We start from the raw sequence: 18,479 nt of genomic DNA, 5'->3' as shown, positions 1-18,479 counted from the left end.
TTCACTCCTAATAAATAAATTGTTTTTTATTTAGCTTTCTTTTTACTAATAAAAGTGATATAAAGAGCATTCCGAATAGATAAATAGCAAGAAAAATAGGATTGATGAACAAATATTGTGATTTTGTTAAATAACCCATGATAAATAAAACCATGGGGATTGTCATACTAGGAAGTATGATAAATAAAGACATTGCATCTAAGATAGAATCGACCATTTTTTTATCGCCAAATTCATTCAATTCTTCAGCGTTTCGAAATTCAAAATGAGGATAGAAGGCGCTGGAAATATAATTTAAAGCGCCAAAAGCATTTAAAGCTAAAATTTGCATTGAGAGCAACCATATAATAGTAGTTAATGAAATGGGAGTGAGTATATAAACAATGAAATCACCTATTATGATTAAAGGAATTAACGTGATGATGTAAACAAAAAACTTTTGTTTAAATACATACCAAAGATTTTTTCCAGCATTTAAATAAATTAAGACATTGGTGCCATCACTTTCTAAGGCCATTCCCCCTATGAAATGCTGATAATGACGTTCCGCCAAAAAATAAATATGGTACAAAATAAAAAATGAAAGTACTAATTGCTGCACTTTGTACTCATCATCTAAATTGGCGAGCAATCCGCTAAATATGCCAACAGAAAACCAATAAACGAAATCGCCAAACATATACGGAAGCCTCTTTTGAAAAAAGCTCGATCTAATAAATAAAAGAATCGTAAAAGCTTTTTTCTTTAAAAACGGCACTTTTAATAACGGGGAAGGCAGCCGATCAAAATACTCCGCTGATCGCCTGTTGGGGTTTTCTTTAAAAAGAATGATAAATAACAAGTAAAATACCATAGTAAACATACACATCAATATCGTGCCAATATATGTATATAGAGAATTAGCAGTGAAAATATCAAAAAAGCTTAAATTGATTTTGAGCGTCGTTACACTGTCAAACAGAATTTCCCAACCTTTGTTAGACCATTTTTCAAATGACTCGGATGTGGGATTTTCTTTAATAAAGGGAATATCAATAAGCCATCCTGTAAACTTTGCAGCGAAAAAATAGCCTATTGAAAATATGATCATTCTTGATATGACAATTTTGGCTACTTTGTTTACGAAAGGTTTTTCTATTATAAACTTGTATACATAAAATGTGTGCGAAAAAGAGACAGCAATGCTGACAAACAAATATAAAGAAAAGCTGAGCAGTGTTAATCCAATTACCATAGATATGTTTAAACCGATTGCGTATGATAAGCTAAAAAGCAATGTTAAAATATGTATGATGAAACTTCTTATGTTCCAGCAGATTGTTTCGAAAATAACCATAGAGTTGGCTTTACTTAAACTCAATTTAAAATGTGACAGCAGCCACTCCTTGTCCATTGAGCTTAAATTCCACTTGGAAGCTTTTATGCCAGCAATAACAGAGAAAACTATTACATATACAAAATAAAACTGCCAGAGAATATAAACATTGTTGTTAATTTGGGAAATTTTTTGCAATAAAAAGTCCAAAAATGGCGCACCTGTCGTTGCTGTATGTAAAAATTCATTCATAATTACCAGTTTTAATACAGCATATGCAGAAAAAAAATAAAAAATAGCCTCTATGACATCAAGAAAAAAAGCTGTGATCGCAAATATATATCCTGAATACCCTCTTCTATTTAAAAATTTACCCCATTGATTTTTCCATCTTATATAAATCTTCCATTTAATCCATGCTGCTCTCATTTTGACTCCCGACTTTCATAAATTTAATGTAATCAATCCCTCTACAATGGAAGCTAGAAGGATTCCTATAATTACCATTACGACATGTTTTAATAAAAATTTCAACCCATATTTTCTATTAAAATAAAATGTAAATCCTAAAAAGCCGATAGCTCCTGCTAATAAAAAAAAGGGGATTTCAAATATTCCATGAGGTATAACCTTTAAAAATATATTTAATAAAGGTTGATCAGATAAAATAAGATGAGTTAGACCTGCTCCGATAGATATGCCATTAAAGAGTAAATAAATAAACGTAGGAATCCCAAATGTAAATAAACCCAGCATTAAAACTAGACAAACAAGTATATTATTTAAAAAAATAGAATACACTGAGTACCAGCCAGCTTTATAAGTTCTTTGGAGCTCAGCTGCCTCCTCCATTTGAGGCGAAGTCGAAAAAATTATCATGACCCCAATAATTAAACCTATGCCAAATACAATGGCAGAAAGGATAAAAGTGTTTCGTAGACGGGAAAAATAGTTCAACATCACTCACTCGCTAACTTTTTCTTAAATTAAATAGAAGGTAGGATAGAGAAAGACTAACGGCTCTCTATCCTATCCTAAAAACATTATGCTACTACAGCTTTTTTGCCTCCGGCTCTTAGAGCTATCTGCAAGGCTTTTAATGTGAGACCTGCTCCGGTTATCAATGTCAAGAATGAAGCTATTCCTAAACCGGCGTCCAAAAATGCAGCAATAGTATTTGCAGTAGTTTCATTAATGCCATAAGCAACTAAAAGATCAAGTTCCAACATTATAATTCACCTCCTTTCAAATAAGTTCAATTAGTGTGTTAAATATAATTGTTACTGGAAATAATATGGAAACTATCTTTGTTAAAGACTGCTTTGTAACAATTGTTAAGCTTAAACAAATTAGAAATAATGACCACAAATTAAATAATTCAATTTTCGATAAAAATATTTGCAGAAATTGATTCATGTTTAATCCTGAAAATAGGTAGGCCAAGCTGGTGACAGGAATATGATATTGAGACGGATCAGATAACACGTATTTTATACCGAGCCCCAAAACAACAGGGGATTGAGCGATGATGACAAATCTCAATAATTCCCTGAATTTTACTTTCAATTTTACGATGGAGAGAACTATTTTTATTAAGGCTGTAAGTAAAAGAATATTAACGAAAAATAAGAAGACTTGCATAATTGCAGCAAAAATAGTAAGAGCATTTTTAAACGATTGTGATGGATTGTTTCCTAAAAGATCTGCTATATATTCGGATTCTAATAAATTTTGACTTATAACAATACTTATTGCGGCAAACAATATAACTAATGTCAAAGTAGCTAGTATTCCTAGTTTTTTTTCATTATGTATGTTCAATAAAGTTTTTTGCGGCGAATAAATGATTTTAAATGGATAAAATATCCTTTTGATAAAAACATGACTAGGGTTTCTTACCAATTGCTCTTGCTCTTCAAGACGCATTATCAAATCACCTGCTTACATAATTTAATGAGTTTTCGATATTTATTTGCTAAAAAACAATGTCAATATTTCATATGATCACAATGCTCCGGCTTGTTGTTTAAAGTTTTAGAGAGAAGAGAAGAATTGATATATTTTTGGTAGAATTTACAATTTCTTCTTCTTAATTCAAAATATATTACAAATCTTCTAAAAAAACATCGGTATTTTCCACAAAAAATGATGTGGAAAATACCTATTTTTAGAAAAAACAATGAAAAAAAACTGTCATTTAGTGTAAAATTTTTACTATAAATACTAGTTGAAGGAGGGATAAAAAGCGAGAATCGATAGGATGCACTGAACTTTGCATTCGCAAAAGAAAAGATTGGATTTGGATGTGTTCTCATCACTTGTGTATATATGAAAAACAGACGGACAGTTAACGGAAAAGTAAATGAGTTTTTGGAAAAACACTTGTTTAGCTCTAAGCTTGAAAAAAGGCATCTTTAAACTGTTGCGCCTTTAGAGGAAAATGATTTGGAAACGAAGATTATTTTTTTCGAGATGTGTATACGCTTTTAGTCTATAATCGCTAATTTTTTCATCTGATTTTAGTGAAGCTAGTCTAAATACATTCTGTTCTAATTGAAATTCTTTTAATGGAAATTTTGTGAATTATTCTCACATCTGTTCTCTTCAATGTTTTTTAGACTTATAAAATGCTTTAAAAATAAAAGGGTTTATATTGAGTTTTCCGAGAAATCAATTAGGGTGAGTGACGATCTAAAATCTTCGAAGAAGATGGCTACGCTTAAATGCAGTCAGAACTGGGCATGGTAACTTCCTGATAACTTTGCCGAGATTAGGATGATTGAAATGAAAATTAAAGTACTACTGGTAGATGATCACTTACTAGTCTTGTTAGGAATCAAACAATTATTAGAACACGAATCAGATCTTGAAGTTGTAAATACCATTTGCGACCCTGCCGGCATCAATGCAGCAATATCAAAAAATCATCCGGATGTTGTGGTAATGGACATAAGAATGAAAGGCTACAATGGAATTGAGTTGACAAAGAAATTAATCGAAAGCTATCCGAATCTGAAGATTGTCATATTATCAGCTTATAACGATGATGAATATATTGACGCATCTTATCATGCCGGTGCTTATGCGTTCATTACGAAGGAAAACTCTGCTACAGAACTTGCAAATGCGATCAGACAAAGTTTTTTGGGCAACAATATCATTCCTAGAAAAAAAATAGAATATCAGAATCACTATTTAACCAAAACTGAGTTAGAAATTTTAAAGCTGATTTCTGAAGATAAAACGAACGCAGAGATCAGTGATATTTTGATGGTAAGCAGAAGAACGGTCGAACACCATGTTTCATCAATTATTAAAAAGCTGAATGTGTACTCAAGAGTTGGTGCAGTGGTAAAAGGAATAAAACTAGGACTATTAAAAACTATTTAAAATCGATATATTTTGTCCAAATCGGAAGCCTACATTCCAGCATGTAGGTATTCAAGACATAGATATTGTGTCTGAACTCAATTGCGCTTTAAACAACAAAACCGCTGTACCGTGTGTGAGAGTGTCTATCAAACATAGTGATTCTCTTATTTTTTAAAGCCGAAATGTATAAACTTGACTTTTCCAGGTGGAGGATTTAGCAAAAAGACCTATTTGTTCTCTCAATTTCATTCTTAAGCACTATTCAGAATAGGACATTTTATCTATAGGAAGATAAAGGTAAATATGTTATTTTTAAACAGAAAATTTTTTTAATATTTTGAATAGGAGGAATCAAAAATGAAAAAGAAATTGTTTATTGAAGAATTGGAAGTAAGGCAATCTAGCTCTCCGTTATTTGTGAGCCCTATTGTGGATCCGGGATATGCCACAACGTTAGCTTTAGGCGAAGAAGGAGGATATACAACTCAAGCTATCGGGGAAGAAGGCGGACCAATTGTTACCACATATGCACTTGGCGAAGAAGGCGGTTTTATAAAATAGGTTTTGCAAAAGTTGGACAAGCGCCCCAGAGAATGTTTTCTGGGGCGCTAAAATTCGGAAAATTCTCATTTATTTCATCGGAGGTGCGAAATGGCGGAAGTATCTGTTGGTATTATCGGTTCACAATTTGAAAGGCATTGTCTTTATTTACAAAAGGAATTGGTTCGACAAGGCGCCCAAGCATTCATTTTAGATAATTCGCCGGATGTCCCCTACCCCTTAAGCTTTGGCGGTGAAGACAGCCATTATGAAAACCGTGATTTATCGGAAACGAACGTTTACTTTTTGAGAGCATTATTTGTTCCTACTCCTGCATTCGATACTTCTCAAATAAAGGAACAAATCAAGGAGAATGGATTTTTGGCATATGCGGCGGAGCGGGAGAGATATGCTGCTTGGCTGTCTTGGTTAAAATCTTCCTCTTACTTCGGCAGACTCATCGTCAATCCTGTTGATACACTGCTCATTCATTTTGCAAAGCCTTATCACCTTGAGTGTCTAAGAAGAGCAGGTATTCCCGTTCCTAAAACGTTAGTAACCAGCAATCCGGAAAAAGTTTTGGAATTCAGCCATAACTGCGATGTCATCTATAAACCCGTTGCTGGAGGAGCATTGTGCCGTCTATTGACAGAGGAAGATAAAAAACCTGAAAGATTAGAAGCATTGAGCACAGCACCGGTGCAATTCCAAGAATACATACAAGGCCAGGATGTACGTGTATTTGTCCTGGACGGAAAAGTCATCGCATCATTTATCATTGAGGGAGAAGGAATTGATTATCGTGAAGGCGCCCATCAAGTCAAACCCTTTGAGATAACGCCAGAGATCGCTCAGTTATGTATAGAGGCATGCGAAACATTAGGGCTTATTTTCAGCGGAATTGATTTAAAACTACGTCCAGACGGTTCTGTTATATGCATTGAATGTAATCCAAGCCCAATGTTCGAAGGATTCGATCGGGTTGCCCCTGTTTCAATTGTTTCCCAGCTGGCTTCATACTTGATCAAACAAGCCATTCTTAAAGAGGAAAATAAACTGAAAGTGAGAAACTGACGTTTGGAGAGGGAGTATTTGTGAATTACTCACAGTCATTTCAAAAACCGTTAGTATACAAAATAGGAAAGATAAAAGAAGATCGGTACTGGATTGAACGACCGGATGGACTTTTATTGCAAATAGATAACTATTCAAAAAAATTGTTGGAGCAGTTGGCAAACAAAGAGCCTATATCTTCTATTGCAGATAAAATGGAAGTATCGGAGAAGGAAATTTTACTATTTCTTGAAAAGTTAGGCATCGATAAGGATGCAGCCTTTTCCCTTATTGAAGAAAAACAATCTGATTTTGAGCCGGATCAAAAGCCGCTCATAACCTATTACAATCCTTGGCTGGAGCGTAAATGGTTTAACTGGATTACCGCAGGTGCTGTTTTGATTTCGATCATCAGCACCGTTTTGTTCATGATCAACACTCCATTTTTTCTCGTCACTGATCTAAAAGGTCAATGGATCATCGCCGGAGTTTTAACATTTTCAGTCCTCATCCATGAGCTTGGGCACTTATTAACAATGCCGCGTACAGGGAACATTTCCATTTCTGTTCAATGGTCCGGGCCTGTCCCGTTATTTAGCATTGTTTGCAATGAAGCTTGGAAGCTATCAAAATGGCAGCGCATGCGGATCAACATCGCGGGCTTTACGGCAGATTTGATTGTATGCGGATTAACATCAGTGATCGGCTTATGCTTTGCACAGCTTTCACCATGGATTTGGTCCTTTCTTATTGTTCATATGTTTAGAATGCTGTTTGCGATTTTCCCGCTGCTTCCTGGAGACGGCTACTGGATGATCGTTGATCTATTGAATCAGCCGAATTTGTGGAAAAATGCAATAGATCAACTAAAGAAATTGAAAATTAATTGGCTTTCCTTCTATGCTTTTGTGCGGATTGCCTTTCATATCTTTATTTGGATTTTATATACGTATTTCATTTTTTTGTGGTCAGCTATCATATTCACAAGGCCGTTTGAAGACGTTCTTTTATTCTTTTTACAGCCTGCTCCGTTGTTGTTATTCCTGAACCTTTTCTATCAGTTGATTTTCATTACTTCCATCGGAATCAAGCATATAAGGCGGCTGGGCAAGGCGGAACGGGCTCTGGAACGGTAACGATTTTTCGCCATTTTATGAAAATCATAACTTAATGATTCGCCATAAATGGCTCTCGAGTTGTTGAAAAGATTGCAAGAGTGGAATTTTTGAATGATTATTCCCGGAACGAAGCCAATCTTGAACATAATTTAATTGATTTTTTTTGAAAAAATATTGACAAAAAATTCAATCCATGGTAATATTTAAAACGCAGTAAATCAATAGGAATAATTTAGGTTCGATCAGACGACTGAAGGGCCTTGCAATGCTTGGAAATAATATATTTTCAGGCATGCAAGGCCTGTTTTTATTTAATTTAAAGAAATTGGTTGGACCATTGAATGTCTGAACCAAATGCGTTGTAAAAAAGGAAATGGAGGGGTGGTTCATAGTGTCACACAAGTTTTTAGTACATAATGTCGGCGATTCTGTGGGAGTCGCAATAGAAGACATTGAAGCAGGCGAGCAAATCCAAGGGGTCATCTTGGAAGACGATTCAGTTGTTTCAGTAGAGTCTAGAGATTTTATTCCTCTTGGTCATAAGATTGCTTTAGTGGATTTGGATGAAAACAGCAAAGTAATTGAATATCGCGTACCGATTGGTGTAGCTACAAAAAAAATCTATAAAGGGAGCTATGTTCATACTCATAATTTAAAAACGGCGAGGTGGAAATATGGAGAATAAAATTTGGGGTTATCGCAGAGAGAACGGAAGAGTTGGTATTCGGAATCATGTAGTGATCATGCCTGTCGATGACATTTCTAATGCGGCAGCAGAAGCGGTTGCTAAAATTGTTCCTTGGTACTTTAGCGATCCCGCATGCATACGGGCGATTACAATATGGGCCGGATTTAGACTTGTTTTTTAAAACGATTATCGGCAACTGTTCTAATCCAAATGTAGCAGCTGTTGTTGTGATTGGTATTGAGCCTAACTGGACAAATCGAATTGTTGAGGAGGTACAAAAAACAGGCAAGCCGGTAGCTGGATTTTCAATTGAACGTTATGGCGATTTGTCTACGATTGAAAAAGCAGCTCGAACAGCACAAAAATTTTTGCAGAATGCTTCTGAAATTCGCAGAGAGCCTGTGGAATTATCAGAAATTTTAGTGAGTATTAAATGCGGAGAGTCGGATACGACAACCGGGTTAGGATCATGCCCTACGGTAGGAAATGTAGTTGATCGTTTAATTGACGAAGGCGGAACTGTTTTGTTCGGTGAAACCTCCGAATTAACTGGCGGCGAACATATAATTGCAGAGCGTTGTGCCACTCCAGAAGTAAAACAAAAATTTTTAAGCCTTTATCAAAACTATGTTGAAGAAATCGCATCAAAAGGTGTTGATCTGCTTGGCAGCCAGCCGACGGAAGGAAATATAAGAGGCGGCCTCACAACAATTGAGGAAAAGGCGCTCGGCAATATCGAAAAAACGGGCACAAAACCGGTGGTTGATGCTTTAGGACCTGCGGAGGCTCCAGTAAAAGCGGGATTGAATTTTATGGATACCTCCTCTGCAGCAGCTGAATGCATTACTTTAATGGCAGCTGGAGGGGCAGTCGTACATTTCTTTCCTACCGGTCAAGGCAATATAATTGGTCATCCAATAGTACCCGTTATTAAGCTTTCGGCAAATCCAATTACAGTTTCTACTATGTCAGAGCATATCGATGTAGACGTTACAGGATTATTGAAACGGGAATATAATCTCCAGCAGGCTGGCGATTTGCTGCTCGACATTTTGATCCGAACAATAAACGGACGTTTAACTGCAGCGGAAACATTAGGGCATAGAGAATTTGTTTTGACGAAACTTTATCGCAGTGCATGAGCGGAGGAAAGTAATGAAAATACTAATCTCTGAATATATGCCTGAATCCGGGATTAACAGGATGAGGAAAATAGCGGAGGTCGAATACAATCCGGATTTATGGAGAAATAAACAGGAATTAATAAACAAAATAATAGATGCAGACGCATTAGTCGTTCGAAACCAGACAATTGTTGATCAGGAAATACTGGATGCAGGGAAAAAATTAAAGGTAATCGGCAGATTAGGAGTCGGGCTTGATAATATAAATTTACTTGCAGCAAAACAACGTAATGTAAAAATCGTCTCCGCCAAAAATGCCAATTCGGTTTCAGTAGCAGAATATGTTATGGCCGTTATTTTAACGGCATCGAGGCCTATCATACAAGCCGGAGAAGACGTTAAAAAAGGAAATTGGAATAGGAAATTATTTACGGGAAATGAGATATACGGGAAAACATTGGGATTAATCGGAACGGGAGAGATTGGCCACAGGCTTGCTAAAAGAGCCATTGCATTTGGAATGAAAGTGATCGGCTATGATCCTTATATAAGAGAATTCGATTATCCTTTTTCTGAAACGGGGATTACAAAGGTTGAATTAGCAGAGGTCTTAAAAGAGTCCGACTTTGTAAGCATTCATGTTCCGCTAACGAATGAAACAAGAAATTTACTTAGTACGAAAGAATTTAACTTAATGAAAAAAAATGCAATTATTATCAACACTTCTCGCGGGGGAATTGTTGATGAATCCGCCTTATTCAAGGCGGTGGAATCCGGGCAAATAGCTGGTGCTTACTTAGATGTACTTGAGAATGAGCCGGTCGAAAAAGACTATTTTCTATTAAACAGCAGCAAGATTACTGTAACTCCGCATATTGCTGGATTAACAGAAGAGTCCCAAGAACGAATCACTAACATTATTTCAGATGAAATTATGAAAGTACTTGAGGGAAAAGAATCACTATTTTTAGTTTCATCTGATTTTTAAAGGGTGAGTGAAGTTTGACTGTTTATGATGCGAAAGCTCTAAAAAAATTTGTTGAAGATGTTTTGGTGAAGCAAAACGTTAAAAAAGAGAATGCTGAAGTTGTAGCAGATTCATTAATAAGGGCAGATCTTGAAGGTATCACAAGCCACGGAATCAGCAGATTGCCGATCTATTCAAAACGTTTAAAAGAGGGGCGGATTAATCCGACCCCGTCCATAAAAATACAAAAAAAAGGGTTATCCATTTTAACTGTCGATGGAGATAACGGATTGGGCCAGATTGCATCATATTATGGCATTAAAGAGGGAATCAAAACAGCAAGAGAAACGGGAGTTGCTGCCATCGCCATTCGAAAAAGCAACCATTTTGGATGTGCATCATATTATTGCAAGGCAGCTTGCGATGAAAATCTTGCAGCAATTGTGATGACAAATTCTCCGCCTGGGATTCCGCCTTGGGGAGGCAAAAAAGCTTTCTTTGGAACGAATCCGATAGCATTTGGCTTTCCAGTCAAAAACGGACCGGATGTTATTATCGATATGTCTGCAAGCGTCGTTGCAAGAGGCAAAATTATAGAAGCGGCAAAGGAAGGAAAAGCCATTCCAAAAGGCTGGGCAATCGATCAAAGAGGCAATGATACGGAAGATCCTGCAGCAGCATTAAACGGAGCCGTTCTTCCTTCGGGAGGAGTAAAGGGGTATGGCTGGGCTTTGGCAGTGGAAATATTAACAGGGATATTAACAGGTGCTGCTTACGGCCCATATGTCGAAAATATATATGACGATAACGGCCAAATAGCAAATGTAGGGCATTTTTTTATTTTAATCGATATAGAAAAATTTATGCCTGTCGATCAATTTACCTCTCTTCTGCAAAAAATGCTTTTGGAAATGAAAGCTGTTCCTAAAAAAGAAGAAGTCCATACAATTTTGTACCCTGGGGAACGAAGAGAACAATCTTATATTCATAAATTACATTGTGGTATTCATTTATCTCAGGAAGTTGAAAAGGATTTAGTGCAGCTGGCTAATCAGTTGCATTTGGAATTTCCTACCACAGGTGATCATTATGTTTGAAAATATTCGTTTTGATCGTTCCACTGTTCCGAATAAGATTGTTGAAGAATTGAAATCACTTATTCAAGAAAATAAGTTGAAACCCGGGGAAAAGCTGCCGTCAGAAAGAGAGCTTTCTCTTAAATTAAATGTGAGTCGAAATACAATAAGGGAAGCTTACAAAGTTCTCTCTACGCTCGGATTTATTGAAATTAAACAGGGGAATGGCGTTTTTGTAGCGGATGGAACGAATAATTTAGCTCAATTAGCCAATCATTACTTTGTCAAAAGCGACCAATTTGCAGATTTATTTGAAATAAGAATGCTCATTGAAACGCAAGCGGTAGTATGGACTGTTGAACGGGCATCCGATTCGGAAATTGACGTTTTGTATCAGTTTGTGAAAGAGACTGTACAATTAATCAGCGAAAATAAAGTGAATGAAAAGATATTGTCTGAACGAGATCACAAATTTCATATTAGAATTGCGGAGCTTTCCAAGAACGCAATTGCTTATCGGATAATGAACAGTCTCACTAGCCTTTTTAACAATATCAGGGTGGAGACATCTAAAATACCTGATCGGATGCACCATTCGTGGCTGGAGCACTTAGAAATTGTCGAAATGATCAAAAAGCGCGACATAATTAGGTCAAGGAAAAGCATGGAGAAGCATTTACAAAGTGTCGAGCAGACTTTAGAAAACGCAAAGAGGGATAACGGCTAACATATGACATTTAAGTTTATTTCCGAGAAAAAATCGACGGGTTCACCACTGTATTGTTCGGCCTCTTATCGGTAAATGAAAGCAAAACTCTATCACCCTTATATATGAGCTGATGTGCCTTAGCGCCGACGCTTGCCATTTCCCTGATTTTTATAGCAAAAATATATTGTCAGGCGCCATTTTTTCCGAGATTCATTGAGATATTTCTTGTGCTATTTGGAATTGGCTGTGTTTTGAAAGGAAAAAGGCAGAGCTGCCAGCAGGAAAAATTCGCCTCACCTTCTTTATTAAGCTTCTTAATTATGAGCATAGGCTGTGCAGCCAGTCCGTCAGCGGTATCCGTTCGCTGGATTTTTTTATGATGATGAGGAACTTATCCTAGAACCAGGCTATTTAAATTCTGAAGATTTTACGAAAGATGTACAAAATGAAACGGAAGCATAAACAAAATTAGCCGAAAAGACTAGAATTCGCAAATGACATGAAGGCCATTTTCTATTAAAATGATTTTAAGATTTAAAATAGATAGAAAATGGTAAGCAAAAACAACAGAGAAAGTTTTCTGTGCTGGCAACACCAAATCGAATAGTTTAATGGGGAGTGTTTTCGAACAGACGGGAGTCAGGATGCACTCCCCAGCTATTTACTATAGGGGGAAATTTTTGTGGCAGAAACAATTGCACCAATGACGGCAAAACATTTGGAACAATGTATTGAACTATATATGAAAGTTTTTAATCGTGACCCTTGGAATGAAAGCTGGACATATGAAACGGCTAAAGAAAGGCTTACAGATTTGCTGCATACTCCGAAATTTACAGGATTTTTTTGGGAAATCGATGGAACTCCCATTGGTTTTATAGCAGGGAACAGCAAGAAAACATATCAAGGAATAACTTTTTATTTAGCGGAATTATGCATCAATCATGAAATTCAAGGTAAAGGCTATGGCTCTAAGCTTCTCCAATATTTAGAGAAAGATTTACAAAAGAAACAAGTTAAAAGCATTTACCTCTTAACATCCACTGGAGGACTCGCAGAAAGCTTCTACAGAAAAAATGGTTATGCTGTGAATAGCAATCGAATTGTGATGAAAAAAAATTTGTTTTAGACAGTTTTTTCCTAGCTGAAATTTTATCCAGCCAATTTTCGGTCTCCGCCAAAGAATCATGCAATCACTGTGCGCATATGAAACCGAATGAGATAATGTTTTAAAACGAGAAACGAATTCAAATTTTGTCAAGTGCTATTCCCCACGCTTATGTTTGGGGAAATTTTTTTTGTGATTGACAAAAAATAATGGTAAATAGTTAAATATATTTAATTAAATATATTTAACTATTTATTGGGGGATTTTATGGTTAAAGACAGCATTGCGTTTATTGCAAATTATTTGTGGAGGGAATCGATTAAAAATTTACATATGCATTTGACGGAGGCAGAGATTAAAAAATTCAGCAGCAATGACTACTATTATTTAACGACTATTTACTATATGGGGAAACCCAATTTTTCTCAGGTGGCAGAAGCTTTGAACCTCACGAAGCCGGCTGTTTCAGCGATGATTAGAAAGCTGTCAAAAATGGGCCTTATAGAAAAAATACAATCGCAGGAGGACAAACGAGTTTATTATGTAAGTGTTACAGAAAAAGGAAAGAACATTGTCGAAGGTGATGAAAAGCTCTACAAGAAAATTGACTTGCAAATAAAAGAGTGTTTAGGAAGCGATCATAAATATGAATTTCTGGAAACTTTATTGGCAGAAATCGTTCGTTATTTGCAAAAAACAGATCGCTAATGCATCATATACATTCTTACATGGAGGAGCTGTTCATGAAAAGGAGTTTTGAGGGTAAATCCGTTATTGTCATAGGCGCTTCAGGGGGATTAGGTTCAAGCTTTGCAAAAGCTTTTGCCGATAAAGGTGCAAGGCTTCTTTTAGTTGGAAGGAATGAAGAAAAGGTTAAAAAGACAGCAGAGCAAATAACTGGAGATATAACAACAGCCGTTTTTGACATTACTGATTTACAATCGATTGAAGAACTGAAAGATATTGTAAAAAGGTGGTCGGCCCATATTGATATTGTCGTCAATGCTTCGGGTTATGACGTGAGAAAGTCTTTAGCTGAGCATAGTTATGAAGAAGCGAAGAACACGCTTGATATCAATCTTTTAGGAGCGATTCTTATAACGAAGGCATTCCTGCCGCATATGAGAGAACAAAAAGGCAGCACGATTGTGCATATCGGGGGATTTGCAGATGGCCGCTTGGCTTTTCCTTATTATAGTGTCGATGCTGCATCACGTGCAGGGCTGTTCACATTTATTGAAGCTGTAAACCGTGAATTGGAATTGGAAGGCAGTCAAGCAAGGGTTGCCTATTTTTCGCCAAGTCCTGCAGATACTGAAGCTGAAAGACCATTTCATCCGCTTTGGAGGAAAATGGGTGTTTCCATTATGCCTGTTGAAAAAGTGGCAGAGGATTTGCTTAAAACAATTGAAAAAAAGAAGACAGTACGAATTATGGGAGGGATGTCCACGATCCTTTTTGCCAAGCTTAACTCCATATCACCGAAGCTGGCTGATGCTATCATGATGAGAAAATATGGAAAAATGCTTCAACAATTTTTTTACAGGACAGAGGATGGCGGACAGCAAAAGCCGAGTAGGCATAAAAGAGGCTATCTCCGCAAGATTGCTGTCATTCTTATTATCGCCTCGTTTATTTTGTATGGACTAGCCGCCGTTGTCCCATTGCTTCCGCTCACTCTTACTCAAAAAGCGGCGGCTGTTCCGGCGCTGATTGCAATTGGCGAAATCGTTTGGTGGGCCGGGCTGGCAATCGCAGGTCGGGAAGTCGCTGCCAAGTACAAAAAATATCTTAATCCGTGCACTTGGTTTTCCTGTAAAAGAAAAACAATTTAAAGATTAGAAAAGTGCCATCAGCTGGAATTCTAAACTTTATGCGAGAAGTGAGGAGCTTGGAATTTTTTTTTGCCAGATTGGCATATTCTTATTGTTAGTTGTTGGAATAGGATTCATTTCAAAATTATTGGGTAAATATAGTTTGTATTTTTTGCTGGCTCTCACTTTTACAGTTTTAATTTTTGCTGTTCTAAATACGAATGATTTTAGTAATCGGCCTTCTTATATGTTGTTTTATTTGGAACAGTTTGTCTAGCTTCAATGATAAAATTGATGATCAAAACGTATAAGTTAAAATAAAAGGTTCTTCGGAGTTTTATCAGGTAGACGGCAGCTTATAAATAGCGTAAAAGGACATTTTGAAATTCTTTTTAATGAGAAAGACGTCCTCAACATCTATCTTGCTTTCTTCTAAATGTTGATTCGGTTATTAGGCAGGCGGCAGCATGGATTACTTAAATAAGGAAAAGAAAAGACTCACGTTTTGATAAGGTGAAATCCCTTTAAATTCGAACAGTCATACAATGCCCTAAAGGGGCTGTCTTAGAAAGTCAAATCGTCATTGATAACCACGATATATCAACATTTCTAAAACATTAATGGGGGCGTCAATAAGCCGTAAAAACGACTTATTAGACACCCACATTTTGTGATTGCATTTTAATTCATTCGGTTTTAAGCTTCTTTTTCATTAATTCATTTATTATGGCAGGTATTAATAAATACAATGCGTAGGCAAAAGACATCCATGCTGCAAAAGCGATAACCTGCGGCTCATCAAGCTTAGGAAAAATCAGCTGGTGGTTGGATAAAGAAAAAGTATCTAAAATTAAACCAACGATCGTGCCGATGAATCCAAATTTCAGCGGTGCATTTTCGGCTTTGTCAAACAATACATATAAATACGTGGCTCCTGCCAATAACACCCCTGTTCCAGCTATTAGCAAAGAGAGGCTGACAGCAAACTCCGCTGTACCCGGTCTGAAAAGAACGCTGTCCCCAAACATAACAAAAAACATTGTGGCAAAAAACCAAACAAAAACGCTCCAGCATGCTGTGTACAAATATCCTTTCATTTGTTCTCCACCTCTTGTAAGCCGCTCAATGCTATAAATAATTTCTCAAGTTCTGCGTATGTTTTCTCTACCGGAAAATTTTTTGACAATAGAGCCTGTAAGGCGATTCCGTCTACAACAGCGTTTAAAATGATCGCCCATGTGTCAAGCGAAATTCCTTTAATTGGTGATGAAGGCCATATTTTTAATAAATTTTCCGCTAGAGCTTTATTTTCTTGTAAAATAATCCCCTCAAGCTGTTCCCTGATTTTATCATTATGAAAACCTGAAACGACGAGCGTTAAGAACAATTTATGAAAAAAAGAATCATGAGAACAACGGCTTTTCGCTGTCTCAATCGCTTGTTTAATGATGTTGCCGTCACTTTTCGATAATTCGTCCCAAGAACTGTCGCAAATATCTTTTACAATATCCAATAATAATTGTTCTTTTGTTCGAAAATGATAATAAACAGTCCCCTGCGTAACCCCTGCCGTTTCGGCGACTGCCCTCAATGTGAACTTTTCAATTCCGTTTTTGACTAAACACTTCTTCGCGGAACGAATTAATTCATTTTTACTAATAACATTCGGCTTTGCCATATGATCACTCCTTATTAGTTATTCATATAACTAACTTAACTCAAAAAAATTTACCGTTTATTCACTGATTCATTTTAGATTATACAAAATTCTTGACAGTACCACAATATAAAATGGTCATAATTACCATCTTTTCAAAAGTCATTTGAATTCTCTAATTTGAATATTGACAAGAAAAGAGTTTTCATGTGACTCTTTTTAAGAGAGAAAGGGCAGGTGAACAAAATGGATATCAATGAGTTTCAACAATGGGTGAAGGAGTATTATGACAGCAGGGGCTGGGCTGAATTAGATATTTTTGTCCGCATTGGATTTTTAGCCGAAGAAACAGGGGAAGTTGCCCGAGCTATAAGAGCGCTTGAAATTGGCAGAGACAGACCAGACGAATCAACAGGTTCAGTTGAGGAAAATAAACAGGCATTAATCGAAGAGCTGGGAGATGTGTTAGGAAACATCATAGTGATTGCAAACAAATACAATATTCCTTTGGAAGAAGTATTTCATTCACATAAAAAGAAGCTGTTAGATCGTTATTCTACTGTTTAAGTTTTATGTCTTAAAAATTCCATAATAAGGTAAAATTGCGGCATCGCTGTTTCACGTGGTGAACGGATTCTTCCGTATTCTTTGATGCCGCAAACGATTGTTGAATAGATTGTGAAATCCATTTCTTTTTATGGTCGACCAATTGCAAATAAACTTTCTTTTCCGGGCAATAGGGGGGATGCCCAATTTTCAAAAGTCATTAGCGATAAAAACGATTCCAAGGTTATTAGATAAAAGGCAGTGTTCGCATCAGAGGATGACGATTCTGCGTAAAACGGTTCCGATCTTATATAGCTTGATATTCACATAAGGGAGATGCCGCTTTTATTTGGTTATAAAAATTTTTGAAGTTTAACTTTTTAACTGAAAGGCTTTTATAAATTATTGGTTAGAAAAATCCTGATGGGACTATTTTTCTATTTTTCGTGTAATGCTGCGGCGGCCGTCTATACTAACAGGAACATCTCCTGCAATTGTAATTCTTCTCACAACTCTTTGTTCGTCGCCATAGTCATTTATTGCATAATGCTGGGTTGCACGGTTATCCCAAATCACAACATCTCCTGCACTCCATTTCCAGCGAACTGTATTTTCTAATTGTATAATATGCTGCTGCAGGACAGTGAACAATTGGGCTGAATCGAAGGTGGAAAGTCCGACAAATTTTTTGACAAAATGACCAAGTAAAAGATTGCGTTCACCGGTTTCAGGATGTATATGGACAACGGGGTGCTCGGTTTCATATAAAGTGGAAGTGAATACTTCGTCATAGTGCTTTTTTGCTTCAGGAGATATATTATATCGCAGTGCTGCATAATCATAGGCATTTGTATGGATTGCCCACAATTGATCAGCAAGATTCCGCAGTTCTGTTGGCAGAGTTTCATAGGCAGCAGCTGTGTTCGCCCAAACAGTATCCCCTCCTGCTTCAGGGATCACAACCCCCCGTAAAATGGAGAATTTCGGAAATGCATCTACAAATGTAACATCTGTATGCCATGAATTGGCCCGGTCGCCACGATCAGAGTCTAGCTCAAAAATATAATTGGAGCCGTCTTTTGCTGGAACAGTTGGATGAACAACAGGATTGCCAAGCAGCTGTGCAAAGGCTTCCTGCCCCGCATCATCTAGATGATGCTGATTTCGGAAGAAAACTACCTTGTACTTTAAGATCGCTTCGCGAATAAATTGAATTGTTTCAGCATCTAGTTTATCGGAAAGTTTGATGCCTGATATTTCAGCGCCAATTCGTCCGGCAACTGGTTTGACAATAATCTCTGATTCATTTTGTACTTGTTTGACATCAGTCATAGAGATCGCCTCCTCAAGAAAGTTTATGATTCTACGGAATATTCATCTTTCTCAAAATTT

General features: G+C 36.7%; 22 protein-coding genes. 15 read left to right on the top strand and 7 right to left on the bottom strand.

The genetic code is table 11. The features are described from left to right. Positions 1 to 7: 7 nt before the first annotated feature. The 4 genes from NSQ84_RS15210 to NSQ84_RS15195 form a co-directional block, all read right to left on the bottom strand. The gene (locus tag NSQ84_RS15210) at positions 8 to 1,744 is read right to left on the bottom strand and encodes a hypothetical protein (RefSeq protein ID WP_339212058.1); all 1,737 of its coding nucleotides are present in this window, start codon (positions 1,742 to 1,744) and stop codon (positions 8 to 10) included. 15 nt (positions 1,745 to 1,759) lie between these two features. Further along, positions 1,760 to 2,272, bottom strand: a complete 513-nt coding sequence (locus tag NSQ84_RS15205) for a stage II sporulation protein M (RefSeq protein ID WP_158640200.1) — start codon at positions 2,270 to 2,272, stop codon at positions 1,760 to 1,762. Positions 2,273 to 2,358: 86 nt separating this feature from the next. After that, complete coding sequence (locus NSQ84_RS15200; RefSeq protein ID WP_063388392.1) at positions 2,359 to 2,544, bottom strand: hypothetical protein; 186 nt, start codon at positions 2,542 to 2,544, stop codon at positions 2,359 to 2,361. Between the two features lie 16 nt (positions 2,545 to 2,560). Then, positions 2,561 to 3,241, bottom strand: coding sequence for a YIP1 family protein (locus NSQ84_RS15195; RefSeq protein ID WP_063388393.1), 681 nt, complete (start codon positions 3,239 to 3,241; stop codon positions 2,561 to 2,563). Between the two features lie 858 nt (positions 3,242 to 4,099). On the opposite strand from NSQ84_RS15195, the gene NSQ84_RS15190 reads away from it, so the two are divergent. The 14 genes from NSQ84_RS15190 (at position 4,100) to NSQ84_RS15125 (ending at position 14,905) form a co-directional block, all read left to right on the top strand. Continuing rightward, the gene (locus NSQ84_RS15190; RefSeq protein ID WP_063388394.1) at positions 4,100 to 4,705 is read left to right on the top strand and encodes a response regulator transcription factor; all 606 of its coding nucleotides are present in this window, start codon (positions 4,100 to 4,102) and stop codon (positions 4,703 to 4,705) included. 339 nt (positions 4,706 to 5,044) lie between these two features. Continuing rightward, entirely contained in the window at positions 5,045 to 5,248 is a 204-nt protein-coding gene (locus NSQ84_RS15185) for a hypothetical protein (RefSeq protein WP_063388395.1), read from the top strand. Between the two features lie 90 nt (positions 5,249 to 5,338). Further along, positions 5,339 to 6,301, top strand: a complete 963-nt coding sequence (locus NSQ84_RS15180; RefSeq protein WP_063388396.1) for an ATP-grasp domain-containing protein — start codon at positions 5,339 to 5,341, stop codon at positions 6,299 to 6,301. A gap of 20 nt (positions 6,302 to 6,321) precedes the next feature. Beyond that, positions 6,322 to 7,416, top strand: coding sequence for a hypothetical protein (locus NSQ84_RS15175; protein ID WP_339212057.1), 1,095 nt, complete (start codon positions 6,322 to 6,324; stop codon positions 7,414 to 7,416). A 373-nt stretch (positions 7,417 to 7,789) separates the two neighbouring features. Beyond that, positions 7,790 to 8,083, top strand: coding sequence for a UxaA family hydrolase (locus tag NSQ84_RS15170; RefSeq protein ID WP_232515603.1), 294 nt, complete (start codon positions 7,790 to 7,792; stop codon positions 8,081 to 8,083). Then, the gene (locus NSQ84_RS15165) at positions 8,073 to 8,267 is read left to right on the top strand and encodes a UxaA family hydrolase (RefSeq protein WP_339212056.1); all 195 of its coding nucleotides are present in this window, start codon (positions 8,073 to 8,075) and stop codon (positions 8,265 to 8,267) included. Before NSQ84_RS15170 ends, NSQ84_RS15165 begins: the two co-directional genes overlap by 11 nt. Continuing rightward, complete coding sequence (locus NSQ84_RS15160) at positions 8,257 to 9,228, top strand: UxaA family hydrolase (RefSeq protein WP_339212054.1); 972 nt, start codon at positions 8,257 to 8,259, stop codon at positions 9,226 to 9,228. The genes NSQ84_RS15165 and NSQ84_RS15160 overlap by 11 nt, the downstream gene beginning before the upstream one ends. A gap of 13 nt (positions 9,229 to 9,241) precedes the next feature. Further along, positions 9,242 to 10,198, top strand: coding sequence for a hydroxyacid dehydrogenase (locus NSQ84_RS15155; protein ID WP_063388400.1), 957 nt, complete (start codon positions 9,242 to 9,244; stop codon positions 10,196 to 10,198). A 14-nt stretch (positions 10,199 to 10,212) separates the two neighbouring features. Beyond that, positions 10,213 to 11,274 (top strand): Ldh family oxidoreductase, encoded by a 1,062-nt coding sequence (locus tag NSQ84_RS15150; RefSeq protein ID WP_063388401.1) that lies wholly within the window; start codon positions 10,213 to 10,215, stop codon positions 11,272 to 11,274. Further along, on the top strand, positions 11,267 to 11,980 hold the full coding sequence (locus tag NSQ84_RS15145) for a FadR/GntR family transcriptional regulator (protein WP_063388402.1): 714 nt from the start codon (positions 11,267 to 11,269) through the stop codon (positions 11,978 to 11,980). Before NSQ84_RS15150 ends, NSQ84_RS15145 begins: the two co-directional genes overlap by 8 nt. Positions 11,981 to 12,295: 315 nt before the next feature. Beyond that, a complete protein-coding gene (locus NSQ84_RS15140; protein ID WP_261308733.1) occupies positions 12,296 to 12,424 on the top strand; it encodes a hypothetical protein in 129 nt (42 codons plus the stop codon). 220 nt (positions 12,425 to 12,644) lie between these two features. After that, on the top strand, positions 12,645 to 13,091 hold the full coding sequence (locus NSQ84_RS15135; protein ID WP_063388403.1) for a GNAT family N-acetyltransferase: 447 nt from the start codon (positions 12,645 to 12,647) through the stop codon (positions 13,089 to 13,091). A gap of 246 nt (positions 13,092 to 13,337) precedes the next feature. Beyond that, positions 13,338 to 13,778, top strand: coding sequence for a MarR family winged helix-turn-helix transcriptional regulator (locus tag NSQ84_RS15130; RefSeq protein ID WP_063388404.1), 441 nt, complete (start codon positions 13,338 to 13,340; stop codon positions 13,776 to 13,778). Between the two features lie 35 nt (positions 13,779 to 13,813). Continuing rightward, entirely contained in the window at positions 13,814 to 14,905 is a 1,092-nt protein-coding gene (locus NSQ84_RS15125; protein ID WP_063388405.1) for an SDR family NAD(P)-dependent oxidoreductase, read from the top strand. Positions 14,906 to 15,570: 665 nt separating this feature from the next. On the opposite strand, the gene NSQ84_RS15120 is transcribed toward NSQ84_RS15125, so the two are convergent. After that, positions 15,571 to 15,981 (bottom strand): DUF5367 family protein, encoded by a 411-nt coding sequence (locus NSQ84_RS15120; protein ID WP_063388406.1) that lies wholly within the window; start codon positions 15,979 to 15,981, stop codon positions 15,571 to 15,573. After that, on the bottom strand, positions 15,978 to 16,562 hold the full coding sequence (locus tag NSQ84_RS15115) for a TetR/AcrR family transcriptional regulator (protein WP_063388407.1): 585 nt from the start codon (positions 16,560 to 16,562) through the stop codon (positions 15,978 to 15,980). The genes NSQ84_RS15120 and NSQ84_RS15115 overlap by 4 nt, the downstream gene beginning before the upstream one ends. A gap of 225 nt (positions 16,563 to 16,787) precedes the next feature. Between NSQ84_RS15115 and NSQ84_RS15110 the strand changes: the two genes are divergently transcribed. Further along, a complete protein-coding gene (locus NSQ84_RS15110; protein ID WP_063388408.1) occupies positions 16,788 to 17,108 on the top strand; it encodes a MazG-like family protein in 321 nt (106 codons plus the stop codon). Between the two features lie 408 nt (positions 17,109 to 17,516). Here the strand turns inward: NSQ84_RS15110 and NSQ84_RS15105 are convergent, their stop codons facing one another. Then, entirely contained in the window at positions 17,517 to 18,419 is a 903-nt protein-coding gene (locus NSQ84_RS15105) for a TauD/TfdA family dioxygenase (protein WP_199757346.1), read from the bottom strand. Between the last annotated feature and the right edge of the window lie 60 nt (positions 18,420 to 18,479).

This window comes from Aeribacillus sp. FSL K6-3256 (assembly GCF_037965805.1).
In the GTDB taxonomy this organism is placed as follows: Bacteria; Bacillota; Bacilli; order Bacillales; family Aeribacillaceae; genus Aeribacillus; species Aeribacillus composti.
Note: the sequence above shows the minus strand (reverse complement) of the source record. Positions and strands in the feature narration are given on the sequence as shown.